The sequence below is a fragment of the Trinickia camelliae genome (genome assembly GCF_053525655.1).
In genome coordinates, this window is sequence record NZ_JBCHAA010000001.1 from 225921 (window position 1) to 246726 (window position 20806).

Here is a 20806-nt window from a genome sequence, read left to right on the forward strand (position 1 = left end):
GTCTCAGACGTGGATCGTTTTCGTGGGAGGCGGCTGCTTGCCTGGCTTCGAAGCCTTCTTCGCCGGCGCGGCCTTTTTCTTCGTGTCCGGCGCCGGTTTCACGACGCGCTGCACTTCCAGGTCGCTCGTATAGCCGCTGCGCGAAATCCGGTGCCGCGCCGACGAAATCTGAAACGTGCCGGACAAACGCCCGCAGCCGGTCAGCTCGAAGGTCACGCCAGCCACGAGCCTTGGATCGCCAGGCACGGTCACGCTGCCCGTGGTCTGCCGCAGATTGGCCTCGGCGAGCGCGGCATCGGTCTTCGTTTGCAGTTCGGCCTTCGAGCTCGCGCGCACGGTCAGCTTCAGCGTGTCGCTGCTCGTTTCCTTGTCGCCCGATTTCGCGTTGTACGAAGTCAGTTCGCGCGTCTTCGGATCGAAGTAGCGGCCCTTCGCTTCGGGGTACACACCCTTGATCTTGTCGGTCAGGCGAATCGAGATCAGATCCTGCACGCTGAGCGTGACGACCGGCTTCTGCTCGCGCAGTTTCGCGAGTTCGGTGAACACCAGCTGCTTGCCCACGATCTTGAACGCGTAGCCGTATTCCTTGGCGATCCGCGTGAGGAACTTGACATCGCTTTCGTGCAATTGCGTCGCGCGCTCGATGCGGACTTGGCCAATCTCGCCTTTGAGCGTCTGTCCGTTCTTCTTGGCCACGAAGTTCGCGATGGCTTCGAGCGTCGTGTTCTCGAACGCGCGGTTCTCGGCGGTGCGCACGGGGGTCGCGACGCTCGTCGAGAGCGCGCGGATCGTCACGGTCGACGGCGGCTGCGCGAATTCGATTTCGTCGATGTCGAAGGTGCCGCACGGCAAGAGCGGCTCGTGCTCGTAGCCGATCTTCAGCGTGAGCGTGTCGCCCTTGCCGGGATACCAGGCGTTCGACCAGCGGCCATCGGCGTCTTCGAGCTGGACCTCGATCTCGTCGGACTTGCCCGTGAGGTTATCGGAGTACGTCACGGACAGCACATACGGCGTGATGTCGTTGGTGATGTCCTTTTGCTCTTGGGTTTCCTCTTTCCCCTGAGTGCTCTTTGAGGCCTCGGCGCTTTTTTGTCCGTAAGTCAGCACGAAGCGCGGATGCGGCACGCGCGCGACGACTGCGGGCTGTTGCGTATCGTCGTTTAGCGCAGCCATGGCGGCAAATCCTCCGTCAAGTCAGCGGCCTCGATCACCGGCACGGACAAAATGAGCCCGCCGGGCAAAGTCGGCGTGAGCTGCACGTGCGGGTTCGTCGCGATGATCATCTCGTACGTGTTCGGGTTGCCGTAGTAGCGCTGCGAGAGTTGGTCCCAGCGCTCGCCTTCGGTGGTGATGTGGGTCAGAAACATTAGAAGATCCTCTTTGCGATCTTGTCGGCCAAGGCGCGAATCGCCGGCTGGGCTTTTTCGAGCGCATCGACAGCGCGACTCATCGGGGCTTCGAGCGCATTGATGCGTTCAACGGCGTTATCGAGCGTGATGCCATCGAGTGCCTCACGCGCGGCCTTCAACGCCTCCCATGCGGTGTTGGCGGCTTCTTTGAGCGTTTTGGTTTGCTCCTGCTTCGCCGCGTCGGGCTCTTTCTGCGCGAACTCGGCAAGCTTGGGCACCGCTTCGGCAAGCGGCTTGATCGCGGCTTCGATTTCCTTGTACAAGTCCGGGGCTTTCTTGAGCGCCTCGCGCGGGTCATTGCGCAGCGTGCGCAAGAAATCGGCCGTCGCCTTGGCGGCTCTGAGCGCCGGGCGCGCCGCCTCGATATACGGCAGCGCTTCGCGCAGCACTTCACGCAATGCGTCAGCCCCAGTTCGAAGCGCCTCGCTGAACGACCCCACGCGGGTGGCCAAGTCGGCCGAGAGTTTGCTCACGATCGGCGCGACGCTGTCCAGCGCCGCGGCGGCGTCGTCCATGGCCATGGCGACGCTTTCGATGCGGGCCGTCACGTTATCGAGCGTGACGTCCTTGAGCGCGTCGGCTGCTTTGTGGACCGCGTCGAGCGATCGGCTCCCGGCTTTGATGAGCGTGGCCGCATCGGGCAGCTTGCTGGTGAACGCGGACAGCGTCGGCGACAGCTTGGCGAGAGGCTCCGTCGCACGCTGGACGCTCGACAGCAGATCGGGCACAACGCTAAGCGCGGCGCTCGGGTTCTCACGCATCTTTTGCGCGACGCGCACGGCGTCCCGCGCCACCGCGATGGCGGCGCTGCCCTGCTTGAGGAGCGTCACCGCCTGCTGCACGGCGGCGCGCAGCGCGGCGTGCGTGGCGGTGCTCGACGCCACGGCAAGCGTCCCGCTTGCCGGCTGCGCAAGCGCCATGGCAGGCGGCACCTTTGGCTGCACGGCGGGCGGCGGCAGCGGGTGGAGCTTGTCGCCGACGTATTCGCGCAGGGTGATGCTCGCCTCCAGGGAGACGAGCGAGCCTGCTTGATCGGTCTGACGGCTCGTCGCTTGCAGCGCGGTCAAAACGAACCAGCCTTTGTAGTCGCCGTTGCCGAGTGAAAAAGACATGGCCTCGTGTGACGCCAGCGCCTTGCGCAGGCGCGTGAGTTCCACCTCGGGGTCGCAAAACCGCCGGTGGAAAGAGAGCTGGATGCGTATTTCGTCAAGCGTGTCGCCAACGAACTGCAAGCGCGGCTTGCCCTCGATTAGCGCATGTTCAGCGTATTGGCTGCCGTATTGCGCTTCATAACCGCTCCAGTAGGCGATGAGATCGAATTTGATCTTGCCAAGAATTGCGTACATATCGAATCCCTTTGTTTAGGCTCAATGGACGTATGCCGTGCGCATGCGCTGGTCGACTACGCGCTCGATCAACTTCTGCAATTCGAACGTCGAGAGCTTCAGTGCTTCGTTCACCGCACCTCTTGTTGAAGCGTCCGTGACATTGATGGTCGGACTGAAGTTGATCGTTACCGGCGCCATTGCCGGAGGACAAGCGCACGCAGCGTCGTTCCCTTGGAAGGATGATTTCGTGCGACCGGGTACAGATGCGTTACTTGCCGTGTTGACGACTGCGGAGCGGCGTTCAGTTGGATTTTCCGGGCGATTCGCCGGAACATTCACCTGCGAAATTGGTTGCGCGGTTGTTGCAACGGGCGTAGGCGCCGGGACTGGACTGAATGGAACTCTGATACGGTTTCGGAGCGCCTCTTTCTCTCTATCACGCTCGGCCATATTGATTGCGGGATTACCGCTGCGCACCAGAGCTTGCTTCGCGTCTTTCTCCGCGTTTTTCCCCGCAAAAATGTCAAGGCCAGTAGTAGCTGCCGAACCAGAAGTCAAAAACGACGAGGTATCGATAGGATTGTCGAGATGAAGACCAAGAGATTTGAGCGAATCTTCTACCACTTGTGGATCAACTGGTTTCTTTTTCGCTAGATCTCTTTCTCTCGGTGCAGGAACTATCGTAATTCCCGAACCCATGTCGGGGGCAAAAGGGTAGCCGTAGGCTATTGCGGGATTACTAAGGGTTTCCAAGAACGTTGCCCAGCCGAAACGCACAGTCTTCGCTACTTCTTCTCTCCACTCACGAGCCCTGTCAATTTTCTCAAGTGTCGGAACCGTGTCAAAGACAAGAGGATAGCCGTAGACCATTTGGGGATGGTTGATAAGGTTTTCCGAGAACGTTTCCGAGGACGTTTTCCCGAACTGACGCCAACCCTCATTAATTCGCCTCTTCCTTGCATTCGGACCATCGCTCAGTTTGAAGTCGCGCTCAAACGCACCCTTGCTGTCCTCATTTGCTATGTTATAGAACTGTTCGAGTTTGTCCGAATTGTTAGTCAGTGTGCGTGCAAACGCCGTTGCTAGAATCTGATCACTCCCCACTCCTGGAATGCCGTCCCATGGAACAGCATTCCCCCCCTTCTTCGCGGCGTAAGCAGCAAGGAGCTTAGAACGCGCTTGCAATGGCGTCATGGTCTTGGTCAATTCAGCCAATTCCGCTTCGAGATTGATACCTACCTTAGCGTAATTCGCCGCCACTGCTTCTGACGAAAACAGAAACGTGAAGGCCTTGACACGTTTCTCTGCCAGGTCTTTTGATATGCCGTCTTGACTAGCTAGTTGGAGCGCCGCAGCGGCGTCCAGGGCGGCAGCCTCACCCTTCAAGTTTCGTCCTGCCATCAACGGCATGATTTCCGCCGCTGGATCAAGCATTTCTTTGAAAGAGAACGAACCCATGCCGCCCTTTCCATGCAGGGCGTATACCTTCTCTAAGGTAGACCTGGCCTGTTCATTCGAAATGTTTGGGTTGGCGCGGATCAACGAAAACAGAAAATTCCCCACACTTTCCCGGCTAGCACCCGTCGTCTCGGTAACTTCGGCGATGATGCTCGTAAGGGCTTCTAGCCTTTCTTTATCGAGAATAAACGCCTCGGCTCCCTGCGTCGCCATCTTCACGACGTCGGCAAAGTTTTGACGATACTGCCACGCGATTTTTCCAAATACATTGGCCAACGACTTCATCTGTTCGTCAGTCCAACCTGTATTTTTCTTGATTACGTATAAGTCATCTTGTACATCGTAGGTCAAGCCGCTCGTGAATTCATCCCAGCTTTGCGTTGGTTCGACGACCATACCCGGAACGGCATTGGGGTTCTTCGCAGCCGCCAAAGCCGCCCCTGCTGCAGCTCCTCCAATAGCCTGTACTACCATTTCGCACCCCCACCAGACTCAGCGCTTACGACCTGAACTAACGCATCGCAGCCGTTCATCATGACAAAACTCCTTCGCTGACATGCAGCGGATGAAATTGAATACGGAAAAAAAGTCAGCGGCCGTCTCCGCTCACGCGGAACGACCGCCAACTAGTTCATGTCTCGCCGTGTTCGCGCCGTATCTGCGCGGCTGCTTCGTCTAGCCATCGCAAGAAGTCTTCGACGCTCAGTGCATCGATTTCACTTGGCTGAAACCGGAACCATCGAGCCAGCGCCGCAGCGCCGACCCATATATCGTTAGGCGATACCCAAGATGTCCAGAAATCGACGCTTCACCGTTTGGTAATCCGCCGCATCCATCTCTTCGAGATCCTCAGGAATCATATCGACCACTCTCGCTACGCCGAGACTCTCCATGCGCGCCGCATCCCCCTGCGATTGCTCACTAATCGCCTTGATATCGCGCACTTTCAATCGGCGCAGCGTAAGCGTCGTGATTTCCTTGCCGGCAGCAGTCTTAAACGGAAAGTTAAGCTTGAGTTCCATCGTGTTCCCCTTCGTTGGTTGATGAATGGTTGCGATGGAATGAGTGTCGGCGATGCGCGCTTTTGCGGCTTTTAGCGCAAATGAAAAAAAAGCCCGCTACAGGGGAGTGAACCTGTAGCGGGCTTGCAAAGCCTGACTCGCGAGTCGCGAGTCAGGCCGCAAAAACCGGCTTAGGCGGATTGCCGCCGCAGCCGGGTTGGGGAGGCAATGGGTATCGGTTGGGTATCGCTTAACCGCCAATGATCGAGCGGTAATCGCTCATCATGTCGTCGCCGTTGACGCGGAAGATGTTCGACATGTAGTCGAGTTCCAGCACGTCCTCGCCGTCGATCACCTGCTTGATGTACGTCGCCGCGAAGCTCGACGCGAAGTCGGCGTTCTCCAACTGCTTGTACGTGCCCAGCGGGTTCTTCTTGAACATCACCGTCAGGTAGGTGACGAGGCTCACCTGCTGGCTGCGGCCTTGCGCGCCGTAGGTCTCGATGCTCGAGCGGCATTGCAGCTGCACGGCGCGAAACGGATTGGCCACGGCGGACGCCACGTCCTTGTAAAGCGAGTTCCACTTGATCTCGCCTTCGAGCTTGTCGAAGCCCGCCGGCAACTCGATCTTGCCGATCATGCCGAGCGCCTTGTGCTCTTGCATGATCGCCGAGACGTCCGGCAGCTTCACTTCATCAGCGCGGCCCAGCAGCGAGGCGCCGTTCACATAGATGTTCGCATTCGTGATGCGGTTGATTTCAATCTTGCCTGCCATGCTTAGTTACCTCCCTTCAGGGTCAGCAGGTATTCCGAAGTAATTTCGGTTTCGAACGTGAGGCGCTCCAGCGGCGGCGGCACGGTGTACTTGTAAGAGATCAACAGGTGACCGTTCGCCATTTCCGTCTCCGGATTGCGCGCCGGATCGAACCACGCCTTAAAGCCCAGCAGCGCACCGTCGCCGATCAGCTTGCGGCCATAGCCGTTCACCGATTCCACCAGCGAGTCGATGGTCGCCTGGTTCAGCGGCATGTCGATGTACTGCTGGCTGAAGTAGCGGATCGATTCGTTGATCACGTCGCCGGTGCGGCGCACGTTCTCGAAGTTGCGCATGTGCGAGACGGTCGGCCATGCCGCCGTGCGGTTGCCCCACAGGCGGAAGCCCGAACCGAAGCTCGAGAACACCGTCGTGATGCCCGCTTCGTTCAGCAGGTTCACTTCCGATTGCGGATCGTCGATCATCGCCGAGAGCTGGCGCTCCACGCCGATCACGCCCGCCAGTTCCTGGTTCGAGCTCGACCACCAGAAGCCATTGTCGAGGTCGACCTTCGCGCGCAGGCCCGCGGCGCGGCTCGACAGTGGCTCGAGGCGTTCGGCGTCGAGCGCGGAATCGTAGACCTTCACGTGCGGATAGCAGAGGCGCGCGCGGTCGCTGGAGGTGTTGAAGTTGATCGTGCTGTTCGGGCCGCGGCCTTCGAGCACTTGCGCGAACGTCGTGCCGATCGGTGCGTCGACGTAGGCGATCGCGTCAAGCTGGTCGGCGACTGAGATCATCTCGGCAGTCACCGCGCTTTGCGTGCAGTACGCCGGCGCGAGCAGGATCTTCGCGAAGAAGCCGAAGCGGTTGTAAGTGTCCTTCAGCGCCTTCAGGCCGGTGCGTACACCAGCGGCGTTCACTGCGCCGATGATGTCGGCGGCGGTGACTTTCGAGGGATCGAGGCCGGTGTAAGTGACATACACAGCTGCCGTGCCGATAGAACCTGTCTTGATGCGCCGCACTTCGCCAGTGCTGGCATCGACGGTATAGTCGACACCTTGGACGAAGGTTTTCGTCCGCGCGTTGTCCTGCACGGTGACGTTCGTCAACCAACGCAGATCGAGCTTGAAGGTCTCCGCTCGATCCGAGAAATAGACACCCTGGATGCCCTTGGTGTGCGTGTGCTTCGCCGGGTCCAACACGTTCACCACAATCACCGTCCCCGCGCCATGCGCATAAATCGCGCTCAACGCCTGCGGAATCGTGAAACCCGCCGCTTGCGGCCCAAACGCCGCCGCATCCTTCTCCGACAACACCAGCGTCGGCTCATTGACCGGCCCCATCGGCGCCGTGCCGATAAGGGCGATCACCGCGCTCTTCACCGTGCGCACCGGCCGCGGCCCGCGCTCGACTTCGATGGTCTCTACGCCATGCAGATAATTTGCTGCCATGCTCTATGCTCCTTCGGCGCTTACGCCGCGTCTTGATTCGTCGCCTGCGCGCTCAGGAGGCCAAGCGCGAGCAGGGTTTGCGTGTATTCGTGCTGCTCCGGCATTTCCACCTCGCTCTCGGGGAACAGCATGATTTCGTATTCGGTATCTCCCACGCGCAGCGTGACGCCGCTGATGGGGCCGTGATAGCGGTAGGTGGCGAATGCCTGGGCATCGGTTGCGCTTGTATTCATCGCGTTTCCTCGTAATTGACTACAGTCAGATTTGCTTCAGGGGTGATGTCGGCCTCTTCGACCACGACGGTCTGCAAGGCGAACTCGACGGCGTACTGCAAGAGGCCCGCAGTCTCGCCAAGGTACTTTTCGGCACTCAGCAACGCCGCGCGGCAGTCCGGCGCGCGAAAGCCCGTGACGCGGCGGCGCACCCGGTCGAGCTCATCGAGCGCCGCGCCCGGCGCAGCGTCGCCGCGAGTGAACACGTTGACGGTGAGCGCAACGGTGCGGGGCTGCATCACATGCCCGGCGTCGACACTCGGGGCGAACGTGCTGCCCACGTATTGCACGAACAGGCCGCCCTCGGGATGCGAGGCGGCGGCGGCGTTAAGGGGGCCGGGAACGAATGCAGCTTGCTGCTTGAGCGCACTACCTTCGTTCAGCCGGCCGATAACCGAGTCGATGATTTGCATGAGCGTGGCCATCAGCGGCTCCTTGCGAAAAAGGCGCAGGCCGTTGCAGGCCGAGAGGCCAGCGCTTCGATGCGATGAGAAGAGGGAGTGGTCGTGAACATGCCGTCATCTTCGGACGGCGCGCGGCGCGGGGCTTTTAATCGACTTTAGAACTGCCCGCGCGAGGCTTCGCGAACCAAGGCCGCACACGTTGCGCGCGCGACCGAAAAGAACACCGGCGTAAAGCCTTTATAAAGCTTTACGCCGGCCGCGTTCAAGGGTTCCAGTACCTGATGGGACGCGCGATGCCCGGCGCGCAGTCGACCGTGTATTCGACGATGTCGATGCCGTGATGCGTGAGATCGCTCCACCATCGCCCCGATGGAGATTTGTGCAGCCGCACGAGCGCGCGCGCCGCAAGGTAGTCGAGCTCGAGCCGCACCTCGATCGAAGTGACGTCAGGATAGATCGAGCGCATCGTCACTTGCACGATGTCTTCGGGCACCGCCTCGGGCCGCGAGTTGTAGACCGTGAGCAGCAGATACCACCGCAAGCTCTCCCTGCGTGTCTTCGCGCGTTCGCACGCGGCAGCGATAGCGCATTCGCAGCTTTCGCCGCAGGGGTCGCCGGGGTCGGCGTGAGCCTTCTCGCCGTCTTCGGCCCCGAGAACCTGCTTGGCAAACACGTCGCGCATCCCGCGAGCCGCGTTCATAAAACCATGTCCATCGAACTTCATCGTTGTGTGTCTTTCATTTGCAGATTCTCGATCTTGAAGGCGACCGTATCGAGCTTGGCTTCGATCACGGTCTGACTGCGGACGTAGTCTTCGCGGCGCACGTACTGGATGGGAAGATCGGCCTGAAAATGCAGGAAGTCGCGTTCGAGCCGCTTGATGGTCTCGCCTTCCTTCTCGACCTGATTGATCAGCGTATCGAGCTGCGCCTCCTGCTTGCGGTCGCGTTCGGACTGATGGCGCTCCATCTGCGTGAGCAACACCTTGCCCGCTGCGAACAGCAAACCGATGAAGGTGCCGAACAGCGAAATCAACTGCCAGAATTCGATCAGCACGTTCATTGCGATACCTCCTCTTGCACCCAGGCGAGCACGCGGTTCAACTGCGCCTCGATGCCGCGGCAGCGCTGACCATAGTCGATGAGGTGGGCGAGGACGTCGCGTTGCCGTACCCCGGAGTCAAGGGTTTCGGCGGCGCCGGGCGCTCCATCAGCGACGGCGGCAGCGTCGGCTTCGGGCAAAGGCCCGGCGTCGATGGCGGCGTTGTACACGCCGACAAAGCCAGCGGTAAACACGCAAGCGGGAAGAGGGTGCAGCGGCGCATCCGGCGCCGGTCGATAGCTATCGGTGACATGGTCGATCCTTCGTTTGAGATCCTGGGCTTCGCTCGCGTGACGTCTGCGTGCTTCGAGCAGTTGGGCCGCGAGCGACGCGGCATAGTCGTTCAACGCCCGCTCGCGCTCGCGCGCGGCTAAGGCTTGCGCGGCTTCCTGGCGCGCCAGCGCCGCGGCGCCTTGCGCCGATGCGTGGCGATAGCCCGCGTAGTAGCCGGCAAACGTTCCAGTGATATCGACCGCCACGACGAGCGCAATCAGAACGGCGACGCGGGGCGGCACTGAAAACGGCAACAGCTTCATGCGCACACTCCCTGGCCGAATCCCGCCTTGACGTAACGCGGCTCGAAGGTCCGCAGAATCACCTGCGGGTAGCCGCGGTTCTCGCGAAACGCGGCTGCGCTGCGCCCGGCGTTGAAGCGCTCGACGTGATCGAACCAGACCAGACGATTCGCGCCGCTCGCGGCGGCGAGGCGGCGGTCGCGATTGACCCAGCCGAGGCCGCCGTTGTAGGCAGAGAGCGTCATCGCCATGCGCTCGCAGGGCGACGCGGCCTCGATCCGTTCCCAGAGGTAGCGGTCGTAGATCACGAGCGCGCGCAGGGCCCAGCCCGGGTTCAGCGGGCGCTTGGTTGCGGCGCAATCGGGCTCGCTGGCCGTCGCGGCGCAGCTCGCGAGCGACGGGTAGATTTCCGCGATCCAGCGCGCAGTGGCCGGCATGAACTGCGCCATGCCTTGAGCGCCGACCGGGCTCACGGCGTCGGCGCGCCAGCGGCTTTCCTGATGAATCTGCGCGGCGAAGGTCGCGACAGGCGCGTTGAGCCCCCACGTCGCGCGCGCGTTGCGGATCAGTTCGGCGCGATAGCGCAGCGCGTTCTCGGGCACGGATGCGCCCGCTTGCGCATACGCGCCCGAGAACGGCGCGAGCCACGCGACGAGCGTCACCCCCGCGAGCCTGGCAGCCCGCGCATGAAGCAGAGCAACGCGCATTTACAGCCCCAGTGCGACGCCGATCACCACGCCGGCGACGATCAGCGCGCGCCGCAGCAGCGCCGCGGCGAACACGGCTTCGCAGCCCGGCACGATCGGAAAGTCGGCATGGTTGAGCGGCTCGTCGGTGCCGTCGCGCCAGTCCTTGCGCAAATAGCCGTCCGGCCGCGCATAGGGAAAGAGCCCGCGATCGAGCCAGTAGGCGACGACCGCGGCAAGACTGATGAGACTCAGTTTGTAGAGCGCAACCGGCAACTGCTGCGGAGAAACGAGGGCGATCGCGCTGGCGAAGAGCAGGGCGGCGGCGATCCAGCCGGTCATGCGGGGATAGTGTTTGATGAAGCGCATTGGCGTCTCCGTGTTGAAGATGCCGCGATGTTGCGCCGCACGCGCGCAGCGGGCTATTAACTCCCTTTAGATTCGGAGTCGGGCGCAACGCGTGCGCTATTTACTGCGGATCTGATCGGCGACAGCGATGCGCTGCCACTGTGGATGCCCGTCGTAAATGGCGGCGCACTTGAGCAGCATGCTGTCGCTGTCGATGACGCTGCCAAGTCCATACGGCTTGCCGTCGAATTCGCAGACCGCGAGCCGCGCCTCGACGAGCCGCGTTACGTTGCGCAGCTTGTACGTCTGGTAGCCGAGCAACAGCATAGTGAACATCGCGGCGCCGGCCACGAGCCACGCGCGAATCGCGCGCCGCTGAGCGGCGGCGGTGTTCGCCCGCGCGCTCCGATAGCGGGTATCGGCGCCGGCTTCACGGCCTTCGGCATCGCGCTCGGCGCGGCCGTGTCCGAAGGTTGTCATGCCCGCGGCGAGCATGGCGTTCTCGGCGAGCAGATCCTGAATGCGCTCGTTGGCGAGCGCGAGCCTGGCGCTTTGCTCCTCGCAGGCTTTGCGATGTTGCGCGCGTTCGAGCAGCAATTCGAGGATCGTCCTGGCCTGATCGCGATGGCCGATGCACATCGATTCCACGTTCTCGACACCGATCACCCGGTAGACGAATTTCCAGGTCTGCCAGGCCGGTTCGCCGAACTCCGCTTCGAGCCGCTCGACGAGATAGCCCAACGCACGGCGCTCGCTATTCGTCAACAGGCGGCCGTACGAGTAGTGGTGGTTGATGATGTCACGGCCCGCCACCTCGCCGACGGCCCCCTCGAAAGCCTGCTTTACCGCGTTCATTGCCGCCTGCCGCGCCTACTTCTTCTTGACGATATCCCGGCCGGCAATATCCCCGGTGGGCGCTTGCTTGAACACCTGCAGCGAACCTTCGACCTTTTGCTTTTTCCTCTTGGCCGCAGCGCGTGCGGGCGTTGCCTCGTCCGGCGGCGGCGAGCCGAGCACGAACGCCAGCATGCGCTTCCTGGTGGCGGCATCGAGGCCGCGAAACCCCTCCAGCAGCACCGTCTCGTCAGCGGCAAGCGCCGCGGGCGAACGCTCGCCCGTCACGATGTACTGGACGTCCGCGCCGACTCTCGCGATGGCGGCAAGGTAACCCGCTTTCGGTTGCGTCAAATTCTTTTCGTAGTCGATCTGGCTCTTCTTGGTGGTCTCCGCCAGCCCGGCAAACGCCGGCTGAGTGAAGCCGAGCCGTTCGCGCTCTTCCTTGAGACGCTCGCCTATGGACACAAATTATTCTCCATACAAATTGACAGGTAACGATTTTGTTACCATAATCAATCCACACCGTCCCGCTACGAACGGCAACTCAAGCGTCACTTTGATCGGTGACGCCGCTACTCTTTTAGGAGCCTGTCATGCAACTGCGCACTGCGACCGAAGCCCGCGCTGAGCTTCAGTCGAAAGGCGTGTCGATTACCCAATGGGCGATCGCCAATCAATTTTCTCCCAACCTCGTATTCGAGGTGCTCGGCGGCCGCAAAAAATGCTTGCGCGGACAAGCTCATGAAATCGCCATCAAGCTCGGTTTGAAAGCCGGAGAAATCTGCAAGGACCCGGCCTCCGCCCTGCGGCCTCTAACACGCCGCCGCGCTTAATGCACGCCTATCAATTCCCTTTCGGCTTTGGACAATGCAGCCTGCTCGCTGTCTTATCCCGCGCGGCTTCATTTCAAAGAACCCGATTATCCGCTTTTCGTTCGCTGTCCTGCAAATCTGTTTCACAGTCGGATAAAAGAAAATGAATATCGGACTAAATTCGAGAAAAAATTGGATTGCAATTGGTCATAGAGATTATGGATCCCGCAGGCCATGCCGGGGTCGCTCATGACCGGCGCTGCCTCGACCATCAAGAGCGCGGAGAAGGTGCTCGACGTGCTGGACGTGCTGCTCAGCCATTTCGCGCACGGACTGACGCCGGGCGAGCTCGCGCGCGCCACGGGCCTGTCGCCCTCCAACATCACGCGTTACGTCACGACGCTCGAAGACGGCGGCTTCGCCGAACGGATTCCCGAGACCGGGCGCATCCGGCCGTCGGTCAAGCTCGCCCAGCACGCCGTGGCAATTCTGCGCAGTCTCGACGGCGCGCGCCAACGCATCGACGAAATGCAAAGCCGTCTCGCCTCGCAATACCTCTAGGTCCCGTTGACGTCATCAACAGACCTGCTTCGTCAAGAAAAGGACACCACCCATGGCACGCAAATCCTTGCCACGCCCGGCTCCGGCCGGCGACACGCTCATCGCCGAGCAGCCCTCGCTCGCGAGCGCGGCCAATCAGTTGAGCGCGCATTCCGCGGCCATCGCCGAGCGCTTCGGCGACGGCTTGCCGTATGACCGAGCGCGCATCGTCAACGAAGCTCGCTTTTATATGGCGCAAAGCGCCGAAGCCATGCTGGAAGCCGGCAAGCGCCTCGTGCTGCTCAAAGAGAACGAGCCGCATGGCGAGTTCACGCGCATCGTAGAGGAGCAGCTCGGGCTTGCGCCGCAAGTGGCGCGCCGCATGATGCAGGCGTCGGTCAAGTTTCTCGGCCCCGACTTCGGGGGCGCAAAACGCTCGACGTTGAGCGTTCTCGGCAAGAGCAAGCTCTACGAGCTGATGGTGCTCGACGACGACGAACTCGACGCGCTGGCCGACGGCGGCACCGTCGTCGGCCTCGAGCAAGACGACATCGACCGCATGACCGCGCGCGAGCTGCGCCTGGCGCTGCGCGACGCGCGCGCGAACGCGACCGCGCAGGCTCGCGTGATGACCGATAAGAACGCCAAGCTCGACGAGCTCGCGGCGGCGCTCGCGAGCCGCGCGCAGCAGATCGAATCCGCACCGCCGGACCCGGCAGGCGAGCGCTTGCGCGCCGAAGCGAGCACGCTCGCATTCGAGGCCGAGGCGGCGTTGCGCGGCAATCTGCGTAACGCATTGCGCTCGATGACGGCGCATGCGCAGGCGCACGGGGCGGCGCACGGCGATTTCATGGCGGGCCTGCTCTGCCAGATCGAGTCGGCCCTGGGCGAACTGCGCGACGAGTTCGACTTGAAGCGCGCGCCCGGCGGCGAAGCGGCCCCGGACTGGCTCAGCGTCCCGCCGCCGCTGGCGGCTGCCCTTGAAGCGACGGAGTCGTAAGCGATGAATGCTGTGCTGACAGAACGGCTCGTGGCAGTCGTCCATGCCGCGCGCCGCGCGGGACACGGCCGCAAGGGCGAGATCTACGCGGCGGCGTGCAGGGAGCTCGGCATGTCCCTCGCCACGCTCATGCGCAAGCTGAAGACGGTCGCGCTGACGCCGCCTCGCAAGCGCCGCTCCGACGCGGGCCAAAGCGCGCTCACGAAAGCCGAGGCAAGCCTGATCTCGGCGCTCGTGATCGAATCGGCGCGCAAGAACGACAAGCGCCTCTATGCGATCGGCGACGCCGTCGCCACGCTGCGCGCGAACAGCATGATCCGCGCCGAGAGCGTCGATGCGGCAACCGGCGAGATTCGCGCGCTCTCGGATAGCGCGATCCAGCGCGCGTTGCGTCTTTACGGCCTGCACCCCGACCAGTTGCTCGCGCCCGAGCCATGCGCCGAGCTGGCGAGCCGTCATCCGAACCACGTCTGGCAGATCGACGCGAGCCTGTGCGTGCTTTACTACCTGAAGCCGTCGGCGCAGGCGCGGGGCAACGGCCTGCGCGCGATGGCGCACGACGAGTTCTACAAGAACAAGCCGAAGAACGTCGCGCGCATCGCCGCCGATCGCGTCTGGAGCTACGAGATCACCGATCACGCGAGCGGCTGGATCTACGTCGAATACGTGATGGGCGCGGAGTCGGGCGAGAACCTCTGCTCGGTGCTCATCAACGCGATGCAGGAGCGGGGCGGGGCCGACCTGCTGCACGGTGTGCCGCGCATCCTGATGCTTGACCCGGGCTCCGCCAATACGGCCGCCATGACGCGCAACCTGTGCCGTTCGCTCGGCATCGAGATGGCCGTCCATAAGCCGGGCAATGCGCGCGCGACGGGCCAGGTCGAGAACGCGCGCAATCTGATCGAACGCAAATTCGAACCGGGTCTCAAGTTCCAGCCGGTCAACAGCCTCGACGAACTGAACGCGCTCGCGAAGAAATGGCGCATGCATTTCAACGCGACGGCCGTACACGGCCGTCACGGCCGCACCCGCAGCGAGGTCTGGCTGCGCATCCGCGCGAACGAGCTCGTGAAAGCGCCTCCGGTCGAGGCGTGCCGCGAGCTGGCGGTCGCTCAGCCCGAGCCGCGCAAGGTGAGCCCCAAGCTGCGCGTGTCGTTTCGCGGCGTGGAGTACGACGTTTCTTCCGTGCCTGGCGTGCTGGTCGGCGAGACCTTGCGCGTGACGCGCAACCCTTGGCGCGACGACGCGGCGCAAGTCGCGTGTGTCGACGCAAGCGGTCACGACATATTCCACGTCGTGCCGGCGGTCGCCAAGGATGAATACGGCTTCGCGCTCGACGCCGCGACGATCGGCGACACCTACGCCCGTCCGATCGCGACGCAAGCGGTACACGCGCGCAACGCGCTCAAGCGGCTCGTCGCCGAACCCAATGCGCCGGCCGGCAAGGCGCAGGACGCCGCTGCCGGCGCGCGCCTTGCCAAGCCGCTGCCTTTCGGCGGGCGCCTCGCCCCGTATCGCCATCTCGACGATGCGACGCTGCCGGCCTACCTGCCGCGGCGCGGGACCGCGCATGCACTTCAGGCGCCCACGCTCACGCACGCGCCGCTATCGGTGGTCGAGGCTGCGCGCCGCTTGAGAAGCCAGCTGACGGAGCAGGGCGAAGCCGGCCTGTGGCAAGCGCATCACTTCGAATGGCTCGCAACGCGCTATCCGCACGGCGTGCCCGAGACGCAGCTCGATGCGCTCTTTGACGAGCTGATCGGCCTCGCGATGCCTCGTCTTGCCGCATCGGGAGACGCGCGATGCTGACCCTCAAGCACGTGTTGCGCCGCGTCGGCTGCCGGCAAGCGGACCTCGCGGGCCATCTCGGACTTTCACAGGCGGCCGTCGCGCAGATCGTCAATCACGGTGCGTGGCCCAAGCGCATCGACACGCGCGAGCTGCAGGCGCGCATTCGCGACTTCCTGCGCAGCCATGACGCTGTGAGAGACAGCGAGCTGGCCGGCCTGTTCGAAACCTCGGAGCGTACGGCGGCGAGCCAGGCCGCCGCCCAGCCGGTGATCGCCGAATCGCCTGCTCCCATCCCCCAGGAGGAATTCATGCTGTTGCACAAACAAACTTTGCAGACGGCCACGCGCAAGCACTTCGGGCTCTTTCGCGATCCGCTGCACGAAAGTCCGCAATCCCAAGACGATCTCTTCGTGAACGCCGACATCCGTTACGTGCGCGAGGCGATGTTCCATACGGCCATGCATGGCGGCCTGCTCGCCGTCGTGGCCGAATCGGGTGCGGGCAAGACCACGCTGTTGCGCGACCTCGAAGACCGGCTCGCACGCGAGCGTCAGCCGGTGATGATGATCCGCCCTTACGTGCTCGCCATGGAAGACAGCGGCCGCCGCGGCAAGGCGCTGACGACGGACCACATCGTCGACGCGATCATGGCCGCGATCGCGCCGCTCGAACGCCCGCGCCGCTCAGCCGAAGCGCGCTTCGCTCAATTGCATCGCGCACTGAAGGCGAGCCGGGCAGCGGGCTTTCGTCACTGCCTTGTCATCGACGAAGCCCACGCGCTGCCGGTGCCGACGCTCAAGCATCTGAAGCGGTTCTTTGAACTTGAAGGCGGCTTTGCGCGTCTGTTGTCTATCGTGCTGATCGGTCAGCCGGAGTTGAAATTGAAGCTGTCCGTGCATCACCACGCGGTGCGCGAAGTGGTGCAGCGCTGCGAGCTGGTCGAGCTCGCGCCGCTCACCGGCGCTGCGCTCAACGAATACCTCTCGTTCCGTTTCACGCGCACCGGCAAGAAACTGGGCGACGTGATCGACATGAGTGGCATCGACGCGCTGCGCGAACGCCTGACCTTTGCGCGGGCGCGGCGGGAGCGCACGGAGACGGTCTCGATGCTGTATCCGCTCGCGATCGGCAATTTACTGATCGCGAGCATGAATCTCGCTGCGGAACTGGGCGCGCCCCACGTCACCGCCGATGTCGTGCGGAGCGTGTGACATGCATGCCGTCGCAAAAGAAAGCAAGCGCTGCCGCGTGCTGACCGAACGCATGCGCGAACGGTTATCGGCGGTCAACTGCGCGACACGCGCGTTGCGGGCGATGGGCTATCGGGTCGTGAGGACCACGATCGATGCCGATCGCGAAGGCCCGCCGCTCGTCGAGGTCTCGAAGGGTGTGCGCCGCATGACCGGCAAACCGCTCTCGCCATCGCCCGCGCAGCGGCTCGCCGGATGCACCGAGGCGAGCGTGCGGCGCCGCGTCAGCCGCTTCATGGACGTGAGCGTGTTGTGGACCGATGGATGAATGGCCGGAACGCAAGCCGGTCGAAGCGAACGAAGCGAATACGAAGCCCGGCTCCGAGGCCGGGCAAGGAGAAACGATGAAATGAAAGGCGAGTTCAAGAGCAAAGGCCCCGAATTGCTGGTCGATCTGGCGCAGCACGTGGCGTTCACGCTGGCGGAGAGGCTCGGCCTCGACGCAGGCAAAGCCGAGCAGGCGGGGCGGGAAGTGGCGGACCGCATGGCGGCGCATTGGGGCGGACAAAACATCTACTTCCCGATGGGCATGTCGTACAAGCTGTCGCAGCGCGACCGGCAGATCTACGACGAATTCACCGGCGCCAACCACAGCGATCTCGCGCGCAAGTACGGGGTATCGCTGCAGTGGATCTACAAGATCGTGAAGGCCGTGCGACAGGAGGAAAACGCCAGCCGGCAACGACACCTGTTTGGATAGCGTGGCCTTTGCGAGGCGTGAAAACGTTTTTCCGGGACGCCGCCCGGCGAGCAAGGCTGTGGTGTAGTTTATAGCTCGCGGGGTGGGGTGATTATGGCGGGGGCGATCATAGAGCCCGGCAGGGAGGAACGATGAGTATCGAACTATCCGACATGAGGTTTTTCGTCGAAGCGGTGCGGCATGGCAGCATCACGCGAGCCTCGCTCGAACTCGACATTCCCAAGTCTTCGGGGAGCCGCCGCATTACCAGGATGGAGAAAGAGTTGGGCGTGCAACTCGTCAAGCGCACCACGCGCAAGGTGAATGCGACGCCAATCGGGAAGGCCTACTTTGACCGCTGCGTCCTGGTCCTCGAAGAGGTCGCGCGAGCCGAGCAGATGGTCAGCGATGAACGCTCGACGCCGGCGGGGCGTCTGCGTGTTGCGATTCCGGCCGAACTGGGTGCGCAGCGCTTCGCCGCATGCTTTGCCGAATTCATGCAGGCCAACCCCGGTATTTCGATGGAAGTCGAAGCCGGGCCGGGCAGCCGTCTTGTCGACGTCGTCGCGAGCGATGTCGACGTATGGATCAAGACGGGCGACGTGCCGGACTCCAGCCTGATCGTCCGGCGGCTGGGGGTGCTGGCGCGCTCGCTGTACGCGAGTCCCGCGTATCTCGAGCGTCACCCCGCGCCGACGCATCCCGAACAGCTCGACGCTCACGAATGTCTGTTGCTCGGGGACCAGCCTTACTCCCTCGAACCGTGGTCGTTCACGCGCGGCAGCGAGCGCGTGAGCCCCGAACCGCCTAGCAACATGTGGGTGAACAGTCTCGCGGTTCTGCGCCAGTTGACGGTTTCAGGGCTGGGTCTCGCTGTCATGCCGGACCTTCACGCGCAGGGCGACGTCGAGCGCGGCTGCCTGGTCAAGGTCATGGCCGACTGGGTACCCGAGCCGATCGAGGTCAATCTCCTGATGTCGCACCGCGAACTGCTGCCGGCGCGGATCCGGTCGTTCGTCGACTTTATGGTGGGCAAGGCGCGTGCGTGGTAGCGCGGTAGGGCGGTTCAAGCCGCCGCGCCTCGATACAGGGGCTCGACGTCGTACGCAATTCTTCCAGCCGGCAGGAAGAAGAGCGCGATGACAGCGCCACCCTTGGCTTCCGGATAGTGGTGGCTGCCGGGCGAGGGCGCGGTCCAGCCGCCATGACACCAGCCGTTCGGACCCGCGAGCGCTGCGCCTTCGTCGAGCGGCACGACCATGTTGAACTCGCCATACGGGTGCGAGTGATAGTCGCCGCGGAAGCTGCCTTCGGGGTTGTGGTGGGCGTTGTCCGTGCTGTCCATCAGCACGGCTGTGATGCTGAAGAAATACGTCGCCGCGCAAGGCTCGACGAGTCGCGCGCGGCGGTAGCGCGGGCCGGCGATTTCGACATCGGCAGCCCAACCTTCCTTCACGCCGATTGCAATCAATCGCGAGAGGTTCTGATACAGCTCGCTTCTAACGCCGTACTTCGTGTTCAGCCAGTGCTCGACCTCCGCGCCCGCGGTCATGTCCTTGATCTCTTGCAGAAAGGGGAGACAGAGGGCGATGAGTTCGTCTTTGGCACTGGCGAGTTGAGGGTGAGACATTGCGGTTCCTCCTTGGGTTGATCGTCGTGCTGATCCGGCATGTGGAGCGTCGCGCTCATGCCGGATACGCTCAAGTGCAGCGTGATGACGATGCCATGCCCGTGCGGGCCATTGAAGGAGGGTGTTGGAACACAGTGATGCATGGCGTGCACAAGTGGGGTACTTCGGTCGAGTGCCGCGCTTAGCACCCAACCAACTTGCCGCTACTTCCCCGCAAACCGATTCCCCGGCCTCGCCAATCCGAGCTTGTCCCGCAGCGTCCCACCCCGATAGCCCGTTTGCGCGATCCCTCGCCGCTGTAATTCCGGCGCGACTTGCTCCGCAAAATTCAGCCACTCTTCCGGCAGCACCGGAAACATCAGATTGAACCCATCGCAAGCGCCGCCTTTGAACCAAGCTTCCATTTCGTCGGCGATATCCTGCGGGCGGCCCGCCACCATCGGCACCGCTCCGGCGTTCGAAAGCTTGCGCGCCACCTCGCGGATGCTCAGGTTTTGCTGCTTGAAGGCCTTCAGTCTTGCGAGGTTGCTGCGCTGACCGTCGTAAGTCGATTCATCCGGGAGTTCCGGCAGCGGACCGTCGATCGGGAGATGCGAGACATCGGTGCCGCACCAGCTCGAAACCAGATCCACCCCGAAGCGTTCCGGCACCAGCGTTTCGAGAAACTCACGCTTTTCCTGCGCTTCTTCACGCGAGCCCGCTACGATCGGCAGGATGCCGGGGAGGATCTTGAGACTGTCGGGCTCGCGTCCATGATTGGCGAGAAGCGCGTTCATTTCGCGTCGATAGCTCACGCCGTCTTCGATGGTGCGCACGACCGCAAAATGCAGGTCCGCGTGCTTCGCGGCCAGATTCTTCCCATCACCCGACGAGCCCGCCTGAACGATCACCGGGTAACCCTGCGGCGGACGCGGAACATTGAGCGGGCCGCGCACCTTGAAATGCTTTCCTTCATGCTCGATGCGATGCACTTTCGAGGTGTCGGCGAAAAACCCGCTGGCCTTGTCGAGCAAGACGGCGCCGTCCTCCCAGCTGTCCCAGAGATCCTTGGCGATTTCGAGGAATTCAGTCGCCCGCTCGTATCGATACCCGTGCTCGATATTGCCGTCACGGCCGAAATTCATGGCCTCTTCGTTCATCCCCGAGGTCACGACATTCCAAGCGGCGCGTCCCATGCTCAGATGGTCCAGCGACGCGAATGCGCGCGCCGTGTTGTAGGGCTCGCTGTACGACGCGGACACCGTGCCGATGAGACCGACGTCCCGCGTCACCGCTGCGAGCGCGGACAAGAGCGTGATGGGCTCCAGCCTCGCGTTCGCGTAGTGCGCCACGTTGCTCGGGAACGTATCCCACATCGCCACATGATCGGCGATGAACATGGCGTCAAAGCGGGCTGCCTCCGCGGCTTCCGCGAGTTTCCGAAAGTACGGCAGCCCGAAAATCTCGAGCCCGGGCGCGGTGGGGTACCGCCACGACACCCGATGGTCGCCCTGCGGATTGAAGAAAAATGCGCTCAGTATCATCGTGTCGCGTTTCATGC

26 protein-coding genes are annotated in these 20806 nt (G+C 62.8%); 8 read left to right on the forward strand and 18 right to left on the reverse strand.

Annotated features, from left to right (window positions below):
• Nucleotides 1-3 precede the first annotated feature (3 nt).
• The 16 genes from AAHK20_RS01055 to AAHK20_RS01130 form a co-directional block, all read right to left on the reverse strand.
• The gene (locus tag AAHK20_RS01055) at nt 4-1173 is read right to left on the reverse strand and encodes a phage late control D family protein (RefSeq protein WP_449179572.1); all 1170 of its coding nucleotides are present in this window, start codon (nt 1171-1173) and stop codon (nt 4-6) included.
• Complete coding sequence (locus tag AAHK20_RS01060; protein ID WP_449179573.1) at nt 1161-1367, reverse strand: tail protein X; 207 nt, start codon at nt 1365-1367, stop codon at nt 1161-1163. The genes AAHK20_RS01055 and AAHK20_RS01060 overlap by 13 nt, the downstream gene beginning before the upstream one ends.
• Nucleotides 1367-2755 carry a phage tail protein gene (locus AAHK20_RS01065; protein ID WP_449179574.1) on the reverse strand — a complete coding sequence of 463 codons (1389 nt, stop codon included), beginning with the start codon at nt 2753-2755 and terminating at the stop codon, nt 1367-1369. Before AAHK20_RS01065 ends, AAHK20_RS01060 begins: the two co-directional genes overlap by 1 nt.
• 21 nt (nt 2756-2776) lie before the next feature.
• Nucleotides 2777-4669, reverse strand: coding sequence for a hypothetical protein (locus tag AAHK20_RS01070; RefSeq protein ID WP_449179575.1), 1893 nt, complete (start codon nt 4667-4669; stop codon nt 2777-2779).
• A gap of 299 nt (nt 4670-4968) precedes the next feature.
• Nucleotides 4969-5217: a phage tail assembly protein gene (locus AAHK20_RS01075; protein WP_449179576.1), complete on the reverse strand. Its 249-nt coding sequence runs from the start codon at nt 5215-5217 to the stop codon at nt 4969-4971.
• Nucleotides 5218-5446: 229 nt separating this feature from the next.
• On the reverse strand, nt 5447-5971 hold the full coding sequence (locus AAHK20_RS01080) for a phage major tail tube protein (RefSeq protein ID WP_449179577.1): 525 nt from the start codon (nt 5969-5971) through the stop codon (nt 5447-5449).
• 2 nt (nt 5972-5973) lie between these two features.
• Complete coding sequence (locus tag AAHK20_RS01085) at nt 5974-7401, reverse strand: phage tail sheath subtilisin-like domain-containing protein (protein ID WP_449179578.1); 1428 nt, start codon at nt 7399-7401, stop codon at nt 5974-5976.
• A gap of 20 nt (nt 7402-7421) precedes the next feature.
• Nucleotides 7422-7634, reverse strand: coding sequence for a hypothetical protein (locus AAHK20_RS01090; RefSeq protein WP_449179579.1), 213 nt, complete (start codon nt 7632-7634; stop codon nt 7422-7424).
• Nucleotides 7631-8098, reverse strand: coding sequence for a Gp37 family protein (locus AAHK20_RS01095; protein ID WP_449179580.1), 468 nt, complete (start codon nt 8096-8098; stop codon nt 7631-7633). The genes AAHK20_RS01090 and AAHK20_RS01095 overlap by 4 nt, the downstream gene beginning before the upstream one ends.
• A 241-nt stretch (nt 8099-8339) precedes the next feature.
• Nucleotides 8340-8777, reverse strand: coding sequence for a hypothetical protein (locus AAHK20_RS01100; protein WP_449179581.1), 438 nt, complete (start codon nt 8775-8777; stop codon nt 8340-8342).
• 20 nt (nt 8778-8797) lie between these two features.
• The gene (locus AAHK20_RS01105; protein WP_449179582.1) at nt 8798-9139 is read right to left on the reverse strand and encodes a hypothetical protein; all 342 of its coding nucleotides are present in this window, start codon (nt 9137-9139) and stop codon (nt 8798-8800) included.
• Entirely contained in the window at nt 9136-9714 is a 579-nt protein-coding gene (locus AAHK20_RS01110; RefSeq protein ID WP_449179583.1) for a hypothetical protein, read from the reverse strand. Before AAHK20_RS01110 ends, AAHK20_RS01105 begins: the two co-directional genes overlap by 4 nt.
• Nucleotides 9711-10400, reverse strand: a complete 690-nt coding sequence (locus AAHK20_RS01115; protein ID WP_449179584.1) for a transglycosylase SLT domain-containing protein — start codon at nt 10398-10400, stop codon at nt 9711-9713. The genes AAHK20_RS01110 and AAHK20_RS01115 overlap by 4 nt, the downstream gene beginning before the upstream one ends.
• Entirely contained in the window at nt 10401-10748 is a 348-nt protein-coding gene (locus tag AAHK20_RS01120; protein WP_449179585.1) for a putative holin, read from the reverse strand. It lies immediately after the preceding gene.
• Between the two features lie 96 nt (nt 10749-10844).
• Nucleotides 10845-11582, reverse strand: a complete 738-nt coding sequence (locus tag AAHK20_RS01125; protein WP_449179586.1) for a DUF1496 domain-containing protein — start codon at nt 11580-11582, stop codon at nt 10845-10847.
• Between the two features lie 15 nt (nt 11583-11597).
• Nucleotides 11598-12029, reverse strand: coding sequence for a helix-turn-helix domain-containing protein (locus tag AAHK20_RS01130; RefSeq protein ID WP_449179587.1), 432 nt, complete (start codon nt 12027-12029; stop codon nt 11598-11600).
• A 128-nt stretch (nt 12030-12157) separates the two neighbouring features.
• Here AAHK20_RS01130 and AAHK20_RS01135 point away from each other — a divergent pair, with 128 nt between their 5' ends.
• The 8 genes from AAHK20_RS01135 (at nt 12158) to AAHK20_RS01170 (ending at nt 18688) form a co-directional block, all read left to right on the forward strand.
• Nucleotides 12158-12397 (forward strand): DNA-binding protein, encoded by a 240-nt coding sequence (locus AAHK20_RS01135; RefSeq protein WP_449179588.1) that lies wholly within the window; start codon nt 12158-12160, stop codon nt 12395-12397.
• 228 nt (nt 12398-12625) lie between these two features.
• Complete coding sequence (locus AAHK20_RS01140; protein WP_449179589.1) at nt 12626-12937, forward strand: helix-turn-helix domain-containing protein; 312 nt, start codon at nt 12626-12628, stop codon at nt 12935-12937.
• A 52-nt stretch (nt 12938-12989) separates the two neighbouring features.
• On the forward strand, nt 12990-13916 hold the full coding sequence (locus tag AAHK20_RS01145; protein WP_449179590.1) for a DUF3102 domain-containing protein: 927 nt from the start codon (nt 12990-12992) through the stop codon (nt 13914-13916).
• A gap of 3 nt (nt 13917-13919) precedes the next feature.
• Nucleotides 13920-15725 carry a DDE-type integrase/transposase/recombinase gene (locus AAHK20_RS01150; protein ID WP_449179591.1) on the forward strand — a complete coding sequence of 602 codons (1806 nt, stop codon included), beginning with the start codon at nt 13920-13922 and terminating at the stop codon, nt 15723-15725.
• Nucleotides 15719-16918 carry an ExeA family protein gene (locus AAHK20_RS01155; RefSeq protein ID WP_449179592.1) on the forward strand — a complete coding sequence of 400 codons (1200 nt, stop codon included), beginning with the start codon at nt 15719-15721 and terminating at the stop codon, nt 16916-16918. Before AAHK20_RS01150 ends, AAHK20_RS01155 begins: the two co-directional genes overlap by 7 nt.
• Before the next feature lies 1 nt (nt 16919).
• Nucleotides 16920-17225: a hypothetical protein gene (locus tag AAHK20_RS01160; RefSeq protein ID WP_449179593.1), complete on the forward strand. Its 306-nt coding sequence runs from the start codon at nt 16920-16922 to the stop codon at nt 17223-17225.
• 81 nt (nt 17226-17306) lie between these two features.
• Complete coding sequence (locus AAHK20_RS01165; RefSeq protein ID WP_449179594.1) at nt 17307-17657, forward strand: Mor transcription activator family protein; 351 nt, start codon at nt 17307-17309, stop codon at nt 17655-17657.
• 131 nt (nt 17658-17788) lie between these two features.
• Nucleotides 17789-18688 carry a LysR family transcriptional regulator gene (locus AAHK20_RS01170; RefSeq protein ID WP_449179595.1) on the forward strand — a complete coding sequence of 300 codons (900 nt, stop codon included), beginning with the start codon at nt 17789-17791 and terminating at the stop codon, nt 18686-18688.
• A 14-nt stretch (nt 18689-18702) separates the two neighbouring features.
• Here the strand turns inward: AAHK20_RS01170 and AAHK20_RS01175 are convergent, their stop codons facing one another.
• Nucleotides 18703-19266, reverse strand: a complete 564-nt coding sequence (locus AAHK20_RS01175) for a 4-hydroxylaminobenzoate lyase (protein WP_449179596.1) — start codon at nt 19264-19266, stop codon at nt 18703-18705.
• Nucleotides 19267-19469: 203 nt separating this feature from the next.
• Complete coding sequence (locus AAHK20_RS01180) at nt 19470-20804, reverse strand: LLM class flavin-dependent oxidoreductase (RefSeq protein WP_449179597.1); 1335 nt, start codon at nt 20802-20804, stop codon at nt 19470-19472.
• Between the last annotated feature and the right edge of the window lie 2 nt (nt 20805-20806).

Coding starts and splice junctions, on each gene's coding strand:
- AAHK20_RS01055 (WP_449179572.1), bottom strand. CDS start 1,173: ATGGCTGCGCTAAACGACGATACGCAACAGCCCGCAGTCGTCGCGCGC.
- AAHK20_RS01060 (WP_449179573.1), bottom strand. CDS start 1,367: ATGTTTCTGACCCACATCACCACCGAAGGCGAGCGCTGGGACCAACTC.
- AAHK20_RS01065 (WP_449179574.1), bottom strand. CDS start 2,755: ATGTACGCAATTCTTGGCAAGATCAAATTCGATCTCATCGCCTACTGG.
- AAHK20_RS01070 (WP_449179575.1), bottom strand. CDS start 4,669: ATGGTAGTACAGGCTATTGGAGGAGCTGCAGCAGGGGCGGCTTTGGCG.
- AAHK20_RS01075 (WP_449179576.1), bottom strand. CDS start 5,217: ATGGAACTCAAGCTTAACTTTCCGTTTAAGACTGCTGCCGGCAAGGAA.
- AAHK20_RS01080 (WP_449179577.1), bottom strand. CDS start 5,971: ATGGCAGGCAAGATTGAAATCAACCGCATCACGAATGCGAACATCTAT.
- AAHK20_RS01085 (WP_449179578.1), bottom strand. CDS start 7,401: ATGGCAGCAAATTATCTGCATGGCGTAGAGACCATCGAAGTCGAGCGC.
- AAHK20_RS01090 (WP_449179579.1), bottom strand. CDS start 7,634: ATGAATACAAGCGCAACCGATGCCCAGGCATTCGCCACCTACCGCTAT.
- AAHK20_RS01095 (WP_449179580.1), bottom strand. CDS start 8,098: ATGGCCACGCTCATGCAAATCATCGACTCGGTTATCGGCCGGCTGAAC.
- AAHK20_RS01100 (WP_449179581.1), bottom strand. CDS start 8,777: ATGAACGCGGCTCGCGGGATGCGCGACGTGTTTGCCAAGCAGGTTCTC.
- AAHK20_RS01105 (WP_449179582.1), bottom strand. CDS start 9,139: ATGAACGTGCTGATCGAATTCTGGCAGTTGATTTCGCTGTTCGGCACC.
- AAHK20_RS01110 (WP_449179583.1), bottom strand. CDS start 9,714: ATGAAGCTGTTGCCGTTTTCAGTGCCGCCCCGCGTCGCCGTTCTGATT.
- AAHK20_RS01115 (WP_449179584.1), bottom strand. CDS start 10,400: ATGCGCGTTGCTCTGCTTCATGCGCGGGCTGCCAGGCTCGCGGGGGTG.
- AAHK20_RS01120 (WP_449179585.1), bottom strand. CDS start 10,748: ATGCGCTTCATCAAACACTATCCCCGCATGACCGGCTGGATCGCCGCC.
- AAHK20_RS01125 (WP_449179586.1), bottom strand. CDS start 11,582: ATGAACGCGGTAAAGCAGGCTTTCGAGGGGGCCGTCGGCGAGGTGGCG.
- AAHK20_RS01135 (WP_449179588.1), top strand. CDS start 12,158: ATGCAACTGCGCACTGCGACCGAAGCCCGCGCTGAGCTTCAGTCGAAA.
- AAHK20_RS01140 (WP_449179589.1), top strand. CDS start 12,626: ATGACCGGCGCTGCCTCGACCATCAAGAGCGCGGAGAAGGTGCTCGAC.
- AAHK20_RS01145 (WP_449179590.1), top strand. CDS start 12,990: ATGGCACGCAAATCCTTGCCACGCCCGGCTCCGGCCGGCGACACGCTC.
- AAHK20_RS01150 (WP_449179591.1), top strand. CDS start 13,920: ATGAATGCTGTGCTGACAGAACGGCTCGTGGCAGTCGTCCATGCCGCG.
- AAHK20_RS01155 (WP_449179592.1), top strand. CDS start 15,719: ATGCTGACCCTCAAGCACGTGTTGCGCCGCGTCGGCTGCCGGCAAGCG.
- AAHK20_RS01160 (WP_449179593.1), top strand. CDS start 16,920: ATGCATGCCGTCGCAAAAGAAAGCAAGCGCTGCCGCGTGCTGACCGAA.
- AAHK20_RS01165 (WP_449179594.1), top strand. CDS start 17,307: ATGAAAGGCGAGTTCAAGAGCAAAGGCCCCGAATTGCTGGTCGATCTG.
- AAHK20_RS01170 (WP_449179595.1), top strand. CDS start 17,789: ATGAGTATCGAACTATCCGACATGAGGTTTTTCGTCGAAGCGGTGCGG.
- AAHK20_RS01175 (WP_449179596.1), bottom strand. CDS start 19,266: ATGTCTCACCCTCAACTCGCCAGTGCCAAAGACGAACTCATCGCCCTC.
- AAHK20_RS01180 (WP_449179597.1), bottom strand. CDS start 20,804: ATGAAACGCGACACGATGATACTGAGCGCATTTTTCTTCAATCCGCAG.